Here is a 20,321-nt window from a genome sequence, read left to right on the forward strand (position 1 = left end):
GGAATTTAGGAATATCGCATTGAAATTAACAGATACTTAAAAAAATATTTAAATACATTATTTTAATGCTGGTTTATATATAATTATTATCTTAGGTGCACCCTGATATAATGTATGATTAAGTGTTTTACGGCCCTTTGCCTTTGCCTGGCTACAGTTTATTGTGTTAAAGCTCACCCGGCCGACTCGTCGGCAAGTATCTCATCAAAGCAGAGTTATCAATTTGTTTATAATGCGAAGTATAACCGCGTTGAGGTTAAAGAAGTGCTAAACGACGTTTATACGAGTAATAATTATGCCGTAAAAATTCCGGTTGTGGAGGGGTACAACGACCAGGTTACTATTGACGAGGTTAAATGCAAAGTTGACAACCATACCCCCGACGGTTTTAAACCCGAATATTCCTACTACTCCGTTGACGATGTTTTTTATTCGGACGCCCGCATTTGCTATTTCCCAATGAGCCTGCCAAAAATCGGCAGTAAAGGCAATGTTACTTTTAGTGAGACTGTACTTGACCCGCGCTATTTTACTTCAGTTTATTTTTCTGAACAGTTACCGGTTTCGTCACGCGAGATAACTTTTATTGTTCCGCGCTGGATGAAAGTTGAACTGAAGGAAATGAATTTCAACGGTTTCGACATCAAAAAAAACACGGTTTACAATAGTAAAGATGACGCGGACGTTTTTACCTATACCGCACAAAATATCCCGGCAAATAAAAGAGAAGAAAACAGCCCCGGGCCAAGCTACCTGTATCCGCATATAATGGTGCTTTGCAAATCGGCCAATACTGGCGGGCATAATTTTACGTACTTCGCTACGCTCGATGATCAATACAACTGGTATAAAACCCTTGTTAAAGAAATTAAAAATAACGATGCCATAATAGCCGCAAAGGCAAAAGACCTGACCGCCGGCCATACAAACGATATGGATAAAATTAAAGCCATATTTTATTTTGTGCAGGATAATATACGTTACATCGCTTTTGAAAATGGGATTGCCGGCTTTAAGCCCGAAAGCGCCGACGAAGTATTGCGAAAAAAATATGGCGATTGCAAGGGGATGGCTAATCTTACCACGTCGTTACTAAAGGCTCAGGGTTATGACGCACATCTTTGTTGGCTGGGCACCGATCACATCGCTTATGATTACAGCACGCCGTCAATGGCGGTTGATAACCACATGATATGCGCATTAAACTACAAGAGCAAAACTATTTTTTTAGATGCCACCGAAACCTACATCGGTATAAATGAATATGCCGAACGCATACAAGGAAGACAGGTGCTGATTGAAAACGGCGATAAATACGTTTTAGCGCACATACCCATGGCTTCGGCTACGCAGAATTATGATTACGAAACAAGTAAGCTGGCTGTTACCGGTACCGCACTTACCGGCAGTATTACCCATGTGTGGAAAGGCGAGGAAAAGGAAGTTGTATTAGCCGGGTTGAATGGAATTAAAAAAGAAAAAAGCGAAGAGGCGTTTATTCGTTTTCTTTCGCACGACAACAGCGATAACGAAATTAAAGAACTTAATATTTCGAGCATTTACAATACCGACGCCGACCTTAACGCCAATTATAAAGTGAACTTTAAAAACGCAGTATCGGTATTCAGCAAAGCTTATTACGTTGATTTGGATACTAAAAAGGAATTTATTGACGCAGCGATAAAAACCGATGAACGCAAGCACGACTATTGGTTTGACTATAAAACCAACATCACCAAAGAAACAGAGCTCGCTGTACCCGCCAACTACAAAGTGGCGGCACTGCCGGCCCCGTTAAATATTACAAACGCCGATTATGAATTTCATATAAACTACGAAAGCAAGCCCGGTAAAATACTATACAAGAAAACAATCCTGATAAAAAACACGCATATGCCGGTGGCAAAGTTTAGCCAGTGGAATAAAGATATTGAGCAACTTGCCAAAACCTATAACGAAAATATCACCCTAAAACCTGCTTCGGAATGAGAAAACCTTTACTTACAATTATTGCTTTACTAACTGTTGTTTCCCTGTTTGCTCAGGACAAAACTCCTTATATCGAAAAAGCCGCCCAGCTGCAAAAGGAAATATGGGGTAACAGCGCAACCGAATTTAAAGCAACCACAGTGCCTGCTGATATGAGCAAAGAGGGTGCGGTAGTGCTGGCCCGTTCGTTTAGCCTGCAGCGCACCACGGGTAACAAATTAAAGTTGCTTGGCCTGGCATCCACCGTTAAAAATGTTAAGCTCACCACGTTTCATGAGCGGGTTAAGATCAACGATAAATCGGCGCTTGAGGCCTATTCAACACTCGAGTATCAGAAAAAACTGGATAAGACTGTTTCATTGCTGATTACTAAATTCAAGGAAGTGAATGATACCTATGTGGGCGCCAAAATTATAAAGCCCGATGGTAAGGAAGTGGTAGTAAATAGCAGTGAAGAAGTGTTATTGAAAAACGAAACCAAAAACCAGAAAGGCAAGCTGGCGATATCAGACCTGCAGATTGGCGATATCCTGGATTATTATGTGAGCACGATGGCTATTTCTGAAAAAGGCCTTGAAAATGGCTTTACTGACAATGATAACCTCATACTGCTTGCAGATGAATACCCGGTGCTTTATTACAGCCTCGATTTTCAATTTAATAAAAAGTTAATAGTAAAATATATTTATGCCAACGGCGCACCGCATTTCACCGAAAGCACTAATAGTGCCGGGGATATGTTGCTAAGCCTTAAAATACACAACATGGCCAAATACCACGGCCAGGTATGGACTTCGCCCTACAGGCAGTACCCATACATTGAGATAGGGAGTGGATTTTATACTGTTGGAGCCGGCCAATCTGTGTTCGACAGGGAGACTAACACTAAACAATCGCGCTTCGAGTCGAATAAAACAGCATTTGAAAATTATTATTTTTCTGAAAGCCCTGGCTTTGACTTCGCCGAAAGGAAAACCAAAGACTTTTTTAAAAGCAGCAAGGCACTCAAAGCTGCTCCGCTCGATAGTGTGTTGAAGGTTCTGTATAACCAATGGAAATTTAACGTTTTTTGCAACTACGACGGCAAAGAACTGGAGGATGTTGGAAATATGAACTACCGTTCGGTAAAATCAATGAATGCGGCATCAGATATGTGCATGGTGTTGACTGATATGAAGATTGACCATTATGTATTGCTGGTAGCATCACGCAACGGCAACTCGCTGGATAATGCTTATAATATAGAGGATATGAGTGCCATGATACAGATTAACAACGGCGCCCAGCCAATGTATATGTGTTTTGATGATGTGTTTACACTTTTTAACGAAATACCGGCCCGTTTCCAGGGAGAAAAAGCGTTGGCACTAAAACCAAAACGCCGTAACTCACAAAGTTTTAACTTCACAGATGTCGGCGAGATTACCCTGCCTGTTACTGCCGCCAATAAAAACCAGGTAGAAGAACAGTTGCAGGTGTCACTAGTGCCCGGAAATGTGCAAAAGCTAAAAGTAATGCGTACCGTAAAGCAGGGAGGTGAAATGCGGCGCGACGACCAGCACAGCCTGGTGCCGGTTATGGATGTTGACGCTGGCTATAAAAACCTCGCAAATGGTGATGAGTTGGAAAAACGACTTTCAAAATCGCACGAAACGAAAAAAATGGCCGCCGATTTTAATTTCGCATTCAACAAAGAAAAGGCTGAAATGAAGAAAAACTTTACAGCTGAAATTAAATCGCAGTTTGACCAGGAGCCCGAGCAGGTTGAAAACTTTAAGATTGAAAACGCAGCTTTGGATAATTCATCGCCTGTACTTCAATACAGTTCATCGTTTGTGTTAACTGGTTTGGTGAAAAAAGCGGGCAATAATTATATTATCGACGCGGGCAAATTGGTGGGTAGCTTTTATAAACTCGAAGAAAAGGATCGCAAGCGCGCTGTTGATGTCTACATGCCCTGTGCACGAAGCTTTAACTACACTATTAACATAGCCATACCACCTGGCTTTATCCCTAAGGGCATGGAGGAAATGACGCGTAGGAAAGAAAATAAGACAGGTTCGTTTACGTCGACCGCAGTGGTAAATGGCAACACCTTAACCATAACGGTAAAGCGGGTTTACGCCAACAACTTTGAAAAAGTGGCAAACTGGCCGATGTTGACCGAGCTAGTAGATATGGCTTCAGATTTTAACACACAGAAAATATTGTTTGAGAAGAAAGGGTAGGGAGGAAGTCCGGAAAGTCCGGAAAGTCAGTAAAGTTCGAAAGATGAATCTCTTGATAATCACTATGTTTCACAGCGTTCCGGGTGTTCCACCTGTAAAAATGGAACGCTGTGCCGGTGCAGCGCAAGGCGACACGCGGTTGAAGAGGAGTTTAGGACCCGGGAAATTGTTGCGTGCCCGCGTATCACCGGTTAGTTAAGATATTCAACTTTCGGTCTTTCGGACTTCCCGACTTTCGGACTAATACTTACCTTTGCCTCATGACAGCTACTCAAATTCGTCAGGCTTTTCTTGATTTTTTTGCATCGAAGGGACATACTATTGTGCCCTCGGCGCCTATTGTAATTAAAAACGACCCTACGCTGATGTTTACCAACGCGGGGATGAACCAGTTTAAAGCGATTTTTTTGGGCGAGGAAACGCCAAAATTTAAACGAGCGGTTGATACGCAGCGTTGTTTGCGCGTTTCAGGCAAGCATAACGACCTGGAAGAGGTGGGTATAGATACCTATCACCACACCATGTTCGAGATGCTGGGTAACTGGAGCTTTGGCGATTACTTTAAAAAGGAAGCCATCGAATGGAGCTGGGAACTGCTGACAAATGTTTACGGCATTGAAAAAGAGCGCCTGTATGTTACCGTTTTTGGTGGCGACGAAAAAGAAGGCTTAGCGATAGACCAGGAAGCATTTGATTTCTGGAAGCAATACGTTCCTGAAGACCGCATCCTGATGGGCAGCAAGAAGGATAACTTTTGGGAAATGGGCGAAACCGGTCCCTGCGGTCCTTGTTCCGAAATTCACTACGATAACCGCACGGATGCCGAACGCCAGAAAGTAAGCGGTGCAAGTTTAGTAAATGCCGACGACCCGCAGGTTATCGAGATATGGAATAATGTGTTTATGCAGTTTAACCGTCTAAAGGATGGTTCGCTGCAGCCATTGCCGGCTAAGCACGTGGATACAGGGATGGGCTTTGAGCGTTTGGTGCGGGTGATGCAGGGGAAAACATCAAATTATGATACAGATGTGTTTACACCGCTGATTGATTTTATCGCACAAAAAAGCGGAATAATTTACAACAGCGCTGCCAAGCCCAGCGATGTCGATTGGAACCAGGCTGTTGCCATGCGTGTACTGGCTGACCATATCCGCGCAATCAGCTTTGCTATTGCCGACGGACAACTGCCATCAAACAATAAAGCAGGATATGTTATCCGCAGGATATTACGTCGCGCAGTTAGGTATAGTTATCAATATTTAGGATTCAAAGAACCGTTTTTAAACCAGTTGGTGCCTTTGTTGGCTGAGCAGTTTAAGGGTGTATTTGATAATTTATATGACCAGAAAGATTTTGTGCAGAAAGTTGTTTTGGAAGAGGAGAATTCTTTTTTAAGGACGCTTTCTGCGGGAATAAGGAGATTTGAAGAGATGACTTCGGTGTCTTTTGTAGGAAATGTGTTTTTGATTGACCCCAATGCTGACCCGCGAGAAACTATGGGTAAAATACTTTCCGGAAAGTTTGCTTTCGAAATGTATGATACGTATGGCTTTCCCCTTGATTTAACAGAATTGATGGCGAGAGAACAGGGGTGGACAATTGATGAAAACGGATTTAATGAATCTCTTCAACAACAAAAAGATCGCTCCCGCGCTGCCACTGCCATTGATACCGGTGATTGGGTTGTCCTAAAAGACGACGATACCGTTGAATTCACCGGCTATGATGAAACCGAAACCATTGCCCATATTGTAAAATACCGCAAGGTGAAAGCAAAAGGCACCGAGCAATACCAGATTGTATTAGATAAAACCCCTTTCTACGCCGAAAGCGGCGGACAGGTGGGCGATAAAGGCGAACTGGTTTTTCCGGATGGTGAGGTAATTGAAGTTACCGATACTAAAAAAGAAAACGGCCTGATTGTTCATTTTACCGACAAACTGCCGGTGGATATTGACGATGCGCTGACTGCCATTGTTGATCCTGCTTTGCGGAACCGTACCAACAGCAACCACAGTGCAACGCACCTGCTGCACGCTGCTATGAAACAGGTTTTGGGCAGCCATGTAAACCAAAAAGGTTCACTGGTAAACCCGGACTACCTGCGTTTCGATTTTTCGCACTTTGCAAAAATAACCGACGAGGAACTGGCGCAGATTGAAGCTATTGTAAACCAAAAAGTACGCGAAAACATTGCCTTAAAAGAGGAGCGGAGCGTTGTATATGCAGAAGCAATTACCAGCGGTGTTACCGCGCTGTTTGGTGAGAAATATGGCGAGTATGTGCGCGTGATAACTTTTGATGATGAGTTCAGCAAGGAGCTTTGCGGTGGTACACACGTTAAAGCCACCGGGCAAATAGGTTTCTTTAAAATAATAAGCGAAAGCGCTGTAGCTGCGGGTGTAAGGCGCATCGAGGCGATAACAGGTATTGCTGCTGAAGATTTTATCATCCAGCAAAATAAACTGGTGCATCAGCTAAAAGAGATGCTTAAGAATCCTAAGGATATTTCAAAAAGCGTGGAAAGCCTGCTGGAAGAAAATGCAAAGCTTAAAAAGGAAATTGAAAAATCGGTGCTCGAAAAATCAGCAGGATTAAAAAACGAACTGGCAGAAAAGGCTGAAGTGATAAACGGCGTCAATTTTATTGCCCAAAAGGTGCAGTTGCCTAATGCCGACGCGATAAAGGGCCTGGCTTATCAATTAAAAGATATTGTAGATAACCTGTTCCTAGTGTTAGCTGCCGACATCGATGGCAAACCGTCGCTTACTGTAATGATTGCTGAGAACCTGGTTAAAGAAAAAAATCTTAACGCCGGTAACATTGTACGTGAATTAGCCAAAGAAATTAAAGGTGGGGGCGGCGGTCAGCCATTTTTTGCCACCGCAGGTGGGAGTGATGTTAGCGGGCTGGATAGGGCGCTGGAAAAGGCTAGGGCTTTTATAGCATAAAAAGAGATTTGACAACTCTTAAAGAGTTGTCAAATCTTATAACGTCAGTATTGATTAATGGTGTCCGTGGCCACCGCCACCACCACCGTGTCCGCCACCGCCGGACGGTTTTCCACCGCCACCATGTCCGCCGCCGCCGTGAGGAGCACCGCCGCCACCGTGTCTGCCACCTCCATGAGGAGCACCGCCACCACCGTGGGGTCTTCCGCCGCCACCATGAGGTCTTCCTCCATGTATGTTATTATGGACATTACCACCGCGGAAATGCTCACTTCTGCCCGGCCTGTTTATAACCCTGGTATGGTAATGGTCGCGCACAATTGTACCGCCCGGTCTGCCACGAAAATGTTCATACGATCTGCGGTCGTGGCCAAAATAACGGTAGGCACGGGGCCTGTTAACAGCTACTTTGTAACCGGTAGAAATATTGTAAGATGCGTAGCGCGGCGGTAACGAAGGCCTGAATACCCAGCTGGGGCCGTCCAGATAAACATATTGATGTGTTGGTACATAGTAATAGGCTTCCACATCGGGTAAATAATAATAATTTACCGACGCATATTCCGGCGGAGGTGTCCATATCCCAATGCTTACACTGGCACTCACCTGCGCCTTTGTATCGGCACTGCTTACAGCCAGCAATATTAACGCCGCCAGCAAACTAAAAATCGATTTCTTCATCATAGTTGTTATTTAAAATATAGAAGCCAAAACGCGTGCCGGTAATGTCAATTTTGTAAGCTATTTATCTAGCCGTTCGCTTTAATAACTAATAACTTTTTATATTTGGCGTCAATTACGGTTATACCACCGCCGCATTTATTTTATATGACAAGTTTTACAGCCGGGATAGGTGACAAATACGAATTAGTTGTTGGGTTAGAGGTTCACGCACAATTATCCACTTTAAGTAAAGCATTTTCGCCGGATTCGGCAGCATTTGGCGCCGGTCCCAATGAGCATATCAGCGCCATTTCGCTGGGGCACCCCGGTACTTTACCAAAACTTAACAACAAGGCTGTTGAATATGCGGTAAAAATGGGTTTGGCCTGCAATTGCACCATTAACCTGCGCAATACCTTTGCCCGCAAAAATTATTTTTATGCCGATCTGCCCAAAGGTTACCAGATAACGCAGGACCAGATGCCTATTTGCTTAGGTGGTTCGGTGTTGGTTAGGTTGGCCGAAGGGACAAAAAATATAGCTATCCACCATATCCACCTGGAAGAAGACGCAGGAAAAAGCATGCACGACCAGCACCATGCGGATTCGCTGATCGATTTGAACAGGGCAGGGGTGCCACTGATTGAAATTGTTACCGAGCCCGATATGCGCAGCAGCGAAGAGGCCGGCCAGTTTTTAACCGAAATACGTAAGCTGGTACGTTATCTCGACGTTTGCGATGGCAATATGGAAGAGGGCAGCATGCGATGTGATGCCAACATATCCGTGAGGCTAAGAGGGCAAACAGCCTATGGCAACCGTTGCGAGGTAAAAAACTTAAACTCCATCCGCAACGTGCAGCGCGCCATTGAGCATGAGTTTGAGCGCCAGGTAAACATTATCGAAAACGGCGGTCACATCGATCAAAATACCTTGAACTTTAATGCAGATACCGGCGAAACTTCGGTGTTACGCTCAAAAGAAATGGCTAACGATTACCGCTATTTCCCGGAACCCGACCTTACACCGCTGGCGTTAACCAAAGAATATTTAAATACCATACAAAGCAGCATGCCGGTTTTGCCGAATGCGCTCTACACAAAATATACCGAACAACTTGGGCTATCTGATTACGATGCAGGCGTTATTACCGCCGATAAAGATGTTGCCTTGTATTTTGAGGCGTTAATTGCAAAAACTGATAACTATAAATCGGCAGTTAATTGGCTGATGGGGGCTGTGAAATCATATTTAAATGATTCGGGCGTTGCTATTGGTGATTTCACATTGAAACCTGGAACTTTGGCCGGATTAATTCACCTGGTTGATTCGGGCAAGGTAAATAATACGGTAGCCGCGCAAAAACTATTCCCCGGGCTTATAAAAAACAGCGATAAAAATGCTGCGCAGCTGGCAACGGAAATGAACCTGTTAATAAGCGCCGATACCAATGATGTTGACCGCTTTATACAGGATGCTTTGGCAAAATACCCGGATAAAGTGATAGAATATCAAAAAGGTAAAAAAGGCGTTTTAGGTTTGTTTATGGGCGAGATTATGAAAAGTTCGAAGGGGAAAATTGATCCGCAGAAAACTAACCAGTTGTTGATTAAGGAGCTGGAGAGTAAGTAGAGATTAGAGGCTGGAGATTAGAGATTAGTTGTTAAATCGAAAATCAAATAGCTTCCGAATTTGTCGAAGTAAAAATAAAAAGTAGAGATAAAGCATATAGGCAACGCCTTGCTGTTAATCTCCGTATGTAAAGTATAAAAAAATGAAAAAGCATTTAATTACCCTATCCGTTATCCTGTTTTCGTTTGCCATTTATTCATGTAAAGACAAGGATGCATTTACTATTTCGGGCGAAATAAAAAACCCGGGCAGTGTTAAAAAAGTATTCCTGTTGAAGGCCGATACAAACGTGGCCGTTATCGACTCAGCAAACCTTAGCGACGGTGGAAAATTTCAATTTAAAGAACACAGTCCTTATGCGGGTTTGTTTAAAATTCGCCTGGGTGGTGTGATGTTTGATTTGATTGCCAAAAATGGTGATGATATTACCTTTACAACCAGCCTTGCCGACAAGGCAAATGCTTACCAGGTAACAGGTTCGGCAGAATCGGAAAAGATAAAGGAATTTAACCGCGTAAGTAACCAGTACAGCGAAAAACCAAATAAAGTAGCCAACGAGTTCCAGGAAAAAGCACAATCATTAGGTGACCACCCTACGCCAAAACAACAGGATTCGTTAGTTGCAATTTACAAACCGCAGCTGGCAAAATACATGGACGAATACAGTCTTGCCGTTTTGAAATTCGCCAACGATAACAAACAGTCGCTAGCCGGTTTTTATGCAATAAACGCTGTTGACTCCATTAAGTACGAATCTCAGATGGTAGCTTTTGCCGAATCTATAAAACCTTATTTTAAAGACAACCCGCTGGTGCAGCAATTTATCAACAGTAAAATGTCGCTGGCGCCTGTTACCATTGGCCACAAAGCGCCTGATTTTACCGTGGGCGGACTTGATGGTAAACCTATAAAGCTTTCGGATTATAAGGGCAAATATGTAATGGTTGATTTCTGGGCATCATGGTGTGTTCCATGCCGCAACGAGAATCCAAATGTGGTAAAACAATACGCCATTTATAAACCACTGGGCCTTAATATACTGGGCATATCGCTCGACCAGGACAAAGGCAAATGGCAGCAGGCGGTAAATGCTGACAAGCTTAACTGGGCCCATGGCTCGGATTTAAAGAATTTTGAAGGACCGACTGAACGCCTGTATCATATTTTCCAAATCCCGACAAATTACATCATCAATCCTGATGGGATTATTGTTGCGAAGAACGTTTTTGGCGCCGACCTTGAAGAATTTTTAAATAAGACATTTAGCAAATCTCAACAAATCGTTAAAATAAAGTAACATTTAACAATTTGTTAATGTAACTTTAACCATTACGTTCATTTGCGCGCCTACTTTTACGCAAAATTCAACTTTTACCTGTATGAGTAGTTCTAACAAACAAAAAATTCTGATAGTTGACGATGAGCCCGATATATTAGAGCTTATTGAATATAATTTGAAAAAAGAGGGCTACCAGGTTTTCCTGGCGCGCAACGGCCAGGAAGCTGTTGCTGAAGCTAAACGTTCATTGCCGGACCTGATAGTGCTGGACATTATGATGCCTAAAATGGACGGTATAGAAGCCTGCCGTATTATGCGCACCATGCCCGAGTTTAAAAATACCTTTATGGTGTTTCTAACTGCCCGCAGCGAGGAATATTCGGAAATTGCCGGGTTTAATGTGGGCGCCGATGATTATATTGCAAAACCCATAAAGCCACGTGCGCTGGTTAGCCGTATAAACGCCATCCTGCGCCGTAACGCCCCGGCAGAAGACGTTACCGATAACAAACTTGAAATAGGCGACCTGGTGATCGACCGCGAAGCTTACCTGGTTTTCCAAAGAGGGAACAAAGTAGTTTTAGCTAAAAAAGAGTTTGAACTGCTATACCTGCTGGCCTCTAAACCCGGCAAAGTTTACACCCGCGAAGTTATCCTTAAAAACATCTGGGAAGATTCGGTAGTGGTTACCAACCGTACCATTGATGTGCATATCCGCAAACTGCGTGAAAAACTCGGCGACGATTGCGTATCCACAGTAAAAGGTGTTGGCTATAAGTTTGAAGCCAGGTAGCAAAAAAATCATAAAATAAAACGGGCCGTACAAATTGTACGGCCCGTTTTGTTAATTAATACGCGCTGCTTAGTGCGTTAATGCTGCTTTCTTTTTTGTAGCAGTTATTTTGGCTTTTGCAGCAACTTTTTTAGCAGCGGCAGTTTCAGTTTTTGCTTTCGCAGTAACTGCTTTAACTTTAGTGTCGGCCTGGGCCTTTACGTCGGCGACTGCTTTTTTAGCTTTTACAGTTTCGTCCTTTGCTTTGGCGGTTGCGGCTTTAACTTTGGTAGCAGCTTCTGCTTTTACCTTTGCCACAGTTGATTTGGCTTGGATAGTAACGTCGGCAGCTTTGTTGGCGACAGTACGTTTGGTTGCGGTGACTTTACGTGTTGCAGTTGCTTTTTTTGCAGTTACGGCTTTTTTAACGTCGTCAAATTTATCTTCGGCTGCATCTTTTATATCTTCGGCTTTTTCTTTGGTACCATCCCAAAACTCTTCAATTGTTTCTTTTACCCGTTCGAAAAATCCCTTTTCTTCAGGTCCGGTTGAATTTGTACTCATTTTTATTTTTATGGTTAGATGTGTTTAACCAGCATAAACAAATACTATTCCAACAAGGCTTAACTTGAGGCCCAGCTAATTTTTGCGGTATTACAGGTTGAATATTGTCTATTATTTTGGTCATTTATGGTGGCATTTATTCCTTTTTAATTGAAAAAAAATGTGGCAGTCTTTACTTTTGGTAACTTTTTTCCTGTCATATTTTTAAGAAAAATAGTCTGAAAAATTTCACTATTTAATTCAAAATAATAAATCTAACTTTAACGAAACTTAATTTTATGAAAAAAGCCATACTCCTGTTGTTGGTGGCCGTTGCGTTCTGCAGTTCGTGTAAAAAAGACCAGAAAAAAGGGCCTGCTACGCCACCTAAAACTTACAAGGTGAATTTTAATGTATCTGATTTTACGCAGATACTTGTAGGCCAGTCGACAAACACCCCGCATACCGATGGTTTAAAAACCAATACTACGCCGCCATTGTCATCGTATATTGATGTTTTGTATTATTATGTGATTAATTCAAACAACACGCTAGTACGATCGCTCGAGCAGCTATCAGATGCATCCAATTTTGGAACCATAGCTGACGAGTTGCCCGCTGGCAGTTATACAATTATTTTTGCCGCCGGGAAGACCGGACTAAACGCGGGCGCATTTGAGACTTTAGACCAGGCATACCTAAAAGGTTATGGCACCGGTACACCCGCACTTCCATGGAAGGATACTTTTTTCAAGAAATTTACAATAACCGTTACTGCGGCCGGTGTCAATCAAAGTGTAAGCCTCGACAGGATAGTTAGTCAATTGACCCTTAATATAGAGGATGCTATCCCCGCTAATGCACATAGTATTGAAATAACTGCCCGCACATATTTAGAATATTCCTTTCTTACCGCGGGGCCTTATCCAACACCGCCAACGGACAACTTCGTAAGTACTTTTATTATCCCAGCCTCGGCGATAGGGACGACGAATTATAAGGTGAGTTTAATAACATTAAATACCACTGACCCGTCGTCCGTAAAAATAGTTTGCAAAGACGCCAGCGGTAATATTTTAGCATCTACCATTGTAAACAATGTAATTATGCATCCCAATACACAAACCATATTAAGCGGGCAGCTATTTGCAACAAACAGTCAATTTAACCTGACTGCAAACGCAAAATGGGATCCTGCAACAATAAATATTTCCTTTTAAATTAAAGCAATGAGAAAAATATTATCAGTTTTAATTACAGCAAGCGTTGTATTAACAGCATGTAAAAAAGACCACCATATTAATGTTGTAACCGGGAACGATTTACAGAAAGTTACTTTTCAAGTTGGTTTTTCGCAGGTTACAGGAGGCTTTGAAACAAATTCACTAAAGGTAAACGCCGTCGATACGTCAATTACCAATAATATAGAAGTTTTGTACTATATGGTTTTTGACTCGAACGGAAAAAGCCTGCATACCGTTAAACAGGTAAATACAGATGCAGGCTTTGGATCTTATACCGACAATTTACATCCTGGTACCTATACGGTTGCTATCGCTGGCGGGAAAACCGGGTTAAGTACCACCGCGGCCGATTTAACAGCGCAGACGCTATCCTATGTCCCTTTTGCCGGTAAAGATTTATTTTTTAATAAAATAACACTGGTTGTTACAACTACCGCCTCAACGCAGACGGTTAACTTGCAGCGGGTAACTTCCAAATTGCAAACAATTATCAAAGATGCGATACCTTCAAATGTCGTTTCAATGCAGATGGTACTTCAATATCCAAATACAAAATTTGCCGTGGGTACCGCAACCGGGTACGATGTCAATGTACCGGCACCCCGTAAATACACCTTTGCTATACCTGCGGCAACCAGAGGAACGATAAATTATACGATGACAACAGATTTGTTTTTCTCGCAGGGTTCGGTATCGGTATTTCTTAAAGCTTTTGACAGCAATAATGTGATTGTTTCACAGAAAACCGTTGTTGCAACAACCGGGCAGAATAAAATAACTATTTTATCGGGTAACTTATTTGGCGGCTCTGGAGGCTCTGGCGGCGGCTTTGTAATAGGCGTGCCTGGATGGAATGCACCGGTAACTCAGACTTTTTAATTGATTTTGGAAATTCCGACAAAATAAGTGCAGTATAACGTGATATCCCAGTGGAACTATTTCTCAAACCACGGCCGTGTCCATAGGTTGGTAAGCATTGAAATTGAAGGCCTGATTAATAATCGGTACAAAGAACATTGAAAAGCGATATTGTAGGGTTTGCCAAGTTGTTTTGCGACACATACTTAGAATGTTTTAATTAATGTGTTGTTCTATAGTATTTAGTCCAATAATATTTATAACTAACGAAACTTATTTTTATGAAAAAAGCCATACTTCTCTTGTTGATGGCCCCGGTGATCTTTTTTTCGTGCAAAAAAGATCATAATAAAACTCCGGTTCGGGATACAAAAACATACAATGTGAATTTAAACATTGATGGGGCGACATCGGAGGTTACCAATTCATCGGGCGGAAAAATACACGTCAATGGTTTGCAGCCTGATTCGGTTCCGATAAGCAGCTATTTGAAAATGTTGTACTATCATATATTTGACAGCAATGGCACTGAAATTAACCATATTGTACAGGATTCAACAGCTGCGAATTTTGGCGTTATTTCAGATAATCTGCCTGCAGGTACGTATAGAGTAATCATTACTGCCGGTATGCGAAACCTGGTTGCAATTGTTAGAGATGATGGAGTTGTTGGAACAGCGGACGATAACTTAACCGCATTTCAAAAAACCAAAGCCTATTATGATCCAAAATTACCGGTGGGGACACAACCTCAACTTGGAATATGGGATGATACCTTTTCCAGTACTTTTCCGATAACGGTATCTGCAAGTGGTGTTAATCAACAGGTCCTCCTTAACAGAATCGTCGGGCAACTTGAAATAAAGTTACTCGATCAAATACCTGCAAATGCAGCTAAAATCTATATCGAAATAGAGAGCGACGAGTTTTTCTATAATCTTAACACAAATTTGCCAGAAGGGCCAACGAAAGAAACCATGCTGGATGTAATCCCCACAGCAGCAAAAGGGCACGCCAACTACAAAATTGACAGAATAATAGGCAATACGACTACGCCATTTAAAGTTACCATCTTCTGTTTAGACGCGGGCCTAAACCCGCTCGGGCTGGTGACTGTCGATAATGTAATTTGCCAAAAGAATAAAAGGACTGTTTTAAGCGGCAACTTGTTTAGCGGCAATAGTGGGATTACTATCACACTTGAACCCCTTAATCCTACCATAATCACAGTGCCTTTTTTTTAATTATGTAATTAGTTTGCCTCATAAACAATGAACAGGAGTAACAAAACGTGCTTTAAATATAAAAAAATGAACAAAGTTTCAGGTTGCCTATTGTTGTTATGCTTAACAACATTTATTGCATGCAAAAAAGACCATAAAACAAATCTACAACCAGTTTTACATAAAGTTGCTTTAAAGGTTGGGTTTTCGCAGCAGATAATAGACCTAAAGACAAGTGGCAAGAAATTAAACGGCCTGGCTACAAACGCCATCGATACCTCACTAACAAACCATCTTGATATTTTGTACTATTCAGTTTACGATGCAAGCGGGAATAACGTGCATGTGATTTCGCAGCCGAGTAGCGACGTTAGGTTTGGAAGCTACACCGATAATTTAGCAAGCGGTACTTATACCGTGGTTATAGCGGGCGGGGGGCAAGAGCTAGCGATACAGCATGGTAAAGGCACTCCTAATCTATCAACAGATAGATTATGTTATGGGCGAAGTTTCGCCATTCAATTTGATAAGGAAACTTTTTTTAAAAAAATCCAAATTACTGTTGCCAATACCGACACTTCGCAGGCTGTTGTTTTGGACAGGATTACGTCGCCATTGGTTGTTAAATTTAAAAATTCCATTCTGCCAAATGCCAAAGGATTTGTTTTAACAATTGAGGGGCTTCCATTTTATTTTAGCATAGCAACGGGAGCTCCCGTTACCCCTCTGGGGCCGACCCATTATCAACTCGATAATACGATACCGGCCAGCGCAATTGGTACAATTAATTACCAGTTTGGGGCATCTATATTATACAATGCACCTTTCAAGGTGGATTTGATTTGTTTATCAATTGTGCCGCCGGGTTATCCGAATCTGATTCCACCGTCGAGCCTTATTTTTAAAACAACTATTCCTAACGTAACAGGCCAGGCTAACACCGAAACACTGTTACTCGGCGGCTCAACTGGTACAGGCGGCAGTGGTGGTACCGGCGGTACTGGTGGTACAGGTGGCACAAGCGGAATTAAAGCAACCATTGATACGGCATGGAGTTCAACCCAAATTCCGATATCGTTTCCCTAACAGTTGCGTCTTTAGTCCAGCTTGTAAAATGAGGTTATTGATGTAGAAATATAACTGTATTTTTGCAGGCTATGAAAGTTCCAAAATTTGCCGACCTGATTTTATTTGAGGATGATGATATCATTGTGGTTAATAAGCCGCCTTTTATCAGTTCTTTAGATGAACGCGAGGGCGGAGAGGTTAATATGCTGCGCCTGGCCAAGCAATATTCGGAAGATGCGCAGATATGCCACAGGCTTGATAAAGAAACATCAGGCGCCTTGATAATAGCCAAAAACCCGGAGGCATACCGCACGGTATCCATGCAGTTTGAAAAAAGGCAGGTAAAAAAAGTTTACCACGCTATTATTGACGGTACGCATGTATTTGAAAAGCTTTTGATCGATCTACCGATCCTGAACGTAGGCAAAGGCAACGTTACTATCAGCAGGCAGGAAGGCAAACGCGCCGAAACCTGGTTTCAGTCGTTAAAATACTTTAAACATTATACCTTAGTTGAGTGCCGCCCTGTTACCGGCCGTATGCACCAGATACGTATACACCTGGCTACCCAGCGTGCCTCAATAGCCGGCGATGAGATGTACAAGGGGCTGCCCGTTTTTCTCTCCAAAATAAAACGCAAATATCATCTTGGTAAAGACCAGGAAGAGCAACCTATAATGAAACGGTTCGCACTACATGCTTATGAGGTTACCTTCAAACTGCTGGATGGAAAAGATATTACTATACATGCGCCTTATCCCAAAGATTTTGAAACGCTATTGAAGCTGCTCGAGAAATTTGATTTATAAGGGTTAGAGATTAGTGGTTAGAATTTGGAGATTAGCGGCTGGTTAAAAAGAGCTGCGACGCTTTGTAAACCAAAAGCAGACCAGACCAAGGGGGCAACTTTTTTCGCGACGAGACAGTAGTTTAATCAATCCTAAAAGTAGACAAGCTGATAATCAGAATGTTTCACAGCGTTCCGGGTGTTCCGCTTGCAAAAATGGAACGCCTTGCTGCCCGGAATTTGGAAATCAGACGAGTAGGCGGTGATGGTTTTGCATACCAGACTTTACTAATTTACGGTTGTTATTAGTCGATTATTTGTTGAAAGGCGAAACAATCACGATATTCACCTCCTTATAAACCACAAATTATAAATTCAGATGTTGAAACTATCCCTTACCCTGTTAATTTTTATGACTGTCTTCGGGACATTTAAATATTACGGGGCTGCTAACCAGCAGGTTGCTAAAAACCAAACCGCTGATTCTTCTGCAACTAACCATGCTGATTTTAAGAAACAGATAAAATGGCCCGAGGGCTTAACCGTCACACCATTTACGGGGCCTGATCTGACACCTAGTCCTGCCTGCATCGCTACTGCGCCAACAGGTGAAGTATTTGTTGGCGTTGATATGATAGGTTCTCTTGGTAAAGATCCGGGCAAAGGCCGTATCATCAGGCTTGTGGATAGCGACAACGACGGCAAGGTTGATAAGCATACCGACTTTGCTGATGTTGATGACCCGCGCGGCATCCTTGTGATGGGGGATAAGGTGTTTGTTTTGCATACCGTATTTACAGCCGGTAAAGCCAGCGGGATGAACCTGGAAGTTTTTGAAGATAAAAATAACGATGGCGTAGCCGACGGGCCGCCAAAACCACTTATTGAACACATAAGCAACGCCCATATGTTAGCTGAACGCGGCACCGACCATGCCACCAACGGAATACGAATGGGTATTGACGGCTGGATCTATATTGCCGTGGGCGATTTTGGTTTCCATGATGCCATTGACCGCAGCGGAAAAAAACTCACCATGCTTGGCGGCGGTATTGTGCGCGTACGCCCGGACGGGACCGAAATGGAGATTTTTACCCACGGTACCCGTAATATTTATGATGTGGCCATTGATCCTTATATGAATGTTTTTACAAGGGACAATACCAATGATGGCGGCGGCTGGAATATCCGTTTCTCACATCATATCCAGTCGGGCGAGTATGGCTACCCGGTATTGTTTCAGCATTTTACAGATGAGATCATCCCTGCGCTTGTTGACCTGGGCGGCGGGTCAGGTACAGGATCGCTGTTTATGGCCGAACCCGGCTGGCCCGAAAAATATAACAATGTACCCATGACTTCCGACTGGGGCCGCAACGAGCTTTTTATTGACCGCGTAACACCGGATGGCCCAACCTTCCAGGTAAAAGAAGAAGACTTTATCCAACTGCCCCAGATTACCGATTTGGACGTTGATGGTTCCGGCAGGCTTTACCTTTCGGCCTGGGATGGCGCAGGGTACTCCGGCAGCGACTCAAAAGGATACGTAGTGCGTGCTGTTCCTACCGGTTGGACCTATAAGGCATTTCCAGATCTGAAAGCAGCTTCGTTAGCTGACTTGGCCGGCCTGCTTCACTCGGAGAGCGCCGTGACCCGCTTAAACGCTTCGCAGGAACTCATAACCCGCTCCGCTGAAGAAGCAGCTAAAGCCGCGCTGGGAGTAGCGTCGGATGCAAGCTTGCCGCTATATGCAAGGGTGGCGGGTACTTATACTTACGCCCAGATAGCCCGCGAAAAGGGCATCCCGGCTTTAATCGAACTTTCAAAAAATAACGACTTGAGGGAATTCGCCCTAAAAGCCCTAACCGACCGGAGGGCTGATCTGCAAAATGTCCCCGTGGAACCATTTTTAGCCGGGCTTAATGACGCTTCGCCACGCGTGCAGGCAGCTGCAATCGTATCATTAAACAGGCTCGGGCGGATAGAAGTTGCAAAGGCTTTACTAAAAACACCGGTACCGGCAAGCTTTATCGCACCGGCAAAAAACGTTGAAGGGCCGCATGCTACGCCTAACCAGGCCATCGTTCTTCCGCACCTGGCGGTAAGGGCCCTGGTAAGCTTAAACGCAGTGGATGCTTGTGTAAATGCTATCGGCACGCGGAACTCAACACTTGCCTTATGGGCCTTAAGGTATATGTATGATAGCAAAGCTGTTGATGGCTTAATCGCCGCTTATCCGCTGGTAAAAAGCGCGAAAGAGAAAAAACAAATATTGGTAACATTATCCCGCCTTTACAAAAAAGAGGCGCCTTATGATGCTTCGTGGTGGTGGGGCACGCGCCCTGATTCGCACGGACCGGTTTATAAAGGCGTGACGTGGGAAGGATCGCCAAAAATTGAAAAATTCCTGAAAAAGGAATGGGTAAAATCTACCCCCAAAGGCAAGCAGTTTTATGCCGACCTGAATGCCCGCCATCAGATGGGTATTACAGTTTTCGGTGGCGCAGAAAAAGTTGCTGCGACGAAAGAAGCTAAGGTTGACCTGGAGAAGATCCGCAATAAAAAAGGACAGGTAGGAAAATCGTCGATAGAGGATGTAATGCTGGCCATTGAAAAAATTAAAGGCGACCCGGCTAACGGCAAGTTGCTTTTCACCCGACAGGGTTGTATCGCCTGTCACACGCTTACCCGCAGCGAAAAGCCGAAGGGGCCTTTTATGGGGCAGATCGGCTCCATTATGACCCGCCAGCAAATAGCCGAGTCGGTGCTTAAGCCAAGCGCTTCTATATCGCAGGGATTTGCTACGGTAGTAATATCAGCCAAAGGAAATAAGAGCTATACGGGCTTCATCACTGCAGAATCTGCCGATAAAATTGTGATGAGAGACATCGGCGGTAATGTTTACACCGTTAAATCGGCAGATGTGATCAGCCGCAAGGAACTTAAAACATCAATGATGCCGGTAGGAATGGCAAATGCGTTGTCATATGAGGAGTTTGCATCGTTGGTGACGTTTTTGTCGATGCAGAAAAAATAAGAGGGTATAGAAGGCCGTGAATTTTGAGGAGAAGGTAAATTGATATC

Annotated in this window: 14 protein-coding genes; 12 read left to right on the forward strand and 2 right to left on the reverse strand. The window is 43.4% G+C overall.

Annotation, left to right across the window (positions count from 1 at the left end; translation table 11 throughout):
• The first annotated feature begins 114 nt into the window (after positions 1-114).
• The 3 genes from Q0R52_RS03550 to alaS all read left to right on the forward strand — a co-directional run bounded on the left by Q0R52_RS03550 (position 115) and on the right by alaS (position 7,168).
• On the forward strand, positions 115-1,989 hold the full coding sequence (locus tag Q0R52_RS03550) for a transglutaminase-like domain-containing protein (RefSeq protein WP_295792220.1): 1,875 nt from the start codon (positions 115-117) through the stop codon (positions 1,987-1,989).
• Complete coding sequence (locus Q0R52_RS03555) at positions 1,986-4,217, forward strand: hypothetical protein (RefSeq protein WP_295792223.1); 2,232 nt, start codon at positions 1,986-1,988, stop codon at positions 4,215-4,217. Before Q0R52_RS03550 ends, Q0R52_RS03555 begins: the two co-directional genes overlap by 4 nt.
• A 260-nt stretch (positions 4,218-4,477) precedes the next feature.
• Complete coding sequence (alaS, locus tag Q0R52_RS03560; protein ID WP_295792224.1) at positions 4,478-7,168, forward strand: alanine--tRNA ligase; 2,691 nt, start codon at positions 4,478-4,480, stop codon at positions 7,166-7,168.
• Between the two features lie 54 nt (positions 7,169-7,222).
• Here the strand turns inward: alaS and Q0R52_RS03565 are convergent, their stop codons facing one another.
• Entirely contained in the window at positions 7,223-7,852 is a 630-nt protein-coding gene (locus tag Q0R52_RS03565; protein ID WP_295792226.1) for a hypothetical protein, read from the reverse strand.
• Positions 7,853-7,996: 144 nt separating this feature from the next.
• Between Q0R52_RS03565 and gatB the strand changes: the two genes are divergently transcribed.
• From gatB to Q0R52_RS03580, 3 genes are all read left to right on the forward strand, one after another.
• Positions 7,997-9,463 carry an Asp-tRNA(Asn)/Glu-tRNA(Gln) amidotransferase subunit GatB gene (gene gatB / locus Q0R52_RS03570; protein WP_295792227.1) on the forward strand — a complete coding sequence of 489 codons (1,467 nt, stop codon included), beginning with the start codon at positions 7,997-7,999 and terminating at the stop codon, positions 9,461-9,463.
• Between the two features lie 142 nt (positions 9,464-9,605).
• The gene (locus Q0R52_RS03575) at positions 9,606-10,760 is read left to right on the forward strand and encodes a redoxin domain-containing protein (protein ID WP_295792231.1); all 1,155 of its coding nucleotides are present in this window, start codon (positions 9,606-9,608) and stop codon (positions 10,758-10,760) included.
• Between the two features lie 82 nt (positions 10,761-10,842).
• A complete protein-coding gene (locus Q0R52_RS03580) occupies positions 10,843-11,535 on the forward strand; it encodes a response regulator transcription factor (protein WP_252792026.1) in 693 nt (230 codons plus the stop codon).
• A 69-nt stretch (positions 11,536-11,604) separates the two neighbouring features.
• On the opposite strand, the gene Q0R52_RS03585 is transcribed toward Q0R52_RS03580, so the two are convergent.
• Positions 11,605-12,078: a hypothetical protein gene (locus Q0R52_RS03585; protein WP_295792237.1), complete on the reverse strand. Its 474-nt coding sequence runs from the start codon at positions 12,076-12,078 to the stop codon at positions 11,605-11,607.
• A 278-nt stretch (positions 12,079-12,356) separates the two neighbouring features.
• Here Q0R52_RS03585 and Q0R52_RS03590 point away from each other — a divergent pair, with 278 nt between their 5' ends.
• From Q0R52_RS03590 to Q0R52_RS03615, 6 genes are all read left to right on the forward strand, one after another.
• Positions 12,357-13,277, forward strand: coding sequence for a hypothetical protein (locus Q0R52_RS03590; RefSeq protein WP_295792240.1), 921 nt, complete (start codon positions 12,357-12,359; stop codon positions 13,275-13,277).
• A gap of 9 nt (positions 13,278-13,286) precedes the next feature.
• The gene (locus Q0R52_RS03595) at positions 13,287-14,180 is read left to right on the forward strand and encodes a FimB/Mfa2 family fimbrial subunit (protein ID WP_295792242.1); all 894 of its coding nucleotides are present in this window, start codon (positions 13,287-13,289) and stop codon (positions 14,178-14,180) included.
• 260 nt (positions 14,181-14,440) lie between these two features.
• Entirely contained in the window at positions 14,441-15,403 is a 963-nt protein-coding gene (locus Q0R52_RS03600; RefSeq protein ID WP_295792246.1) for a FimB/Mfa2 family fimbrial subunit, read from the forward strand.
• Positions 15,404-15,469: 66 nt separating this feature from the next.
• Entirely contained in the window at positions 15,470-16,468 is a 999-nt protein-coding gene (locus tag Q0R52_RS03605; protein ID WP_295792250.1) for a hypothetical protein, read from the forward strand.
• 71 nt (positions 16,469-16,539) lie between these two features.
• Entirely contained in the window at positions 16,540-17,259 is a 720-nt protein-coding gene (locus Q0R52_RS03610) for an RluA family pseudouridine synthase (RefSeq protein WP_295792252.1), read from the forward strand.
• Between the two features lie 357 nt (positions 17,260-17,616).
• On the forward strand, positions 17,617-20,274 hold the full coding sequence (locus tag Q0R52_RS03615) for a hypothetical protein (RefSeq protein WP_295792254.1): 2,658 nt from the start codon (positions 17,617-17,619) through the stop codon (positions 20,272-20,274).
• The last annotated feature ends 47 nt before the right edge of the window (positions 20,275-20,321 follow it).

Source organism: Mucilaginibacter sp. (genome assembly GCF_025359345.1).
In the GTDB taxonomy this organism is placed as follows: Bacteria; Bacteroidota; Bacteroidia; order Sphingobacteriales; family Sphingobacteriaceae; genus Mucilaginibacter.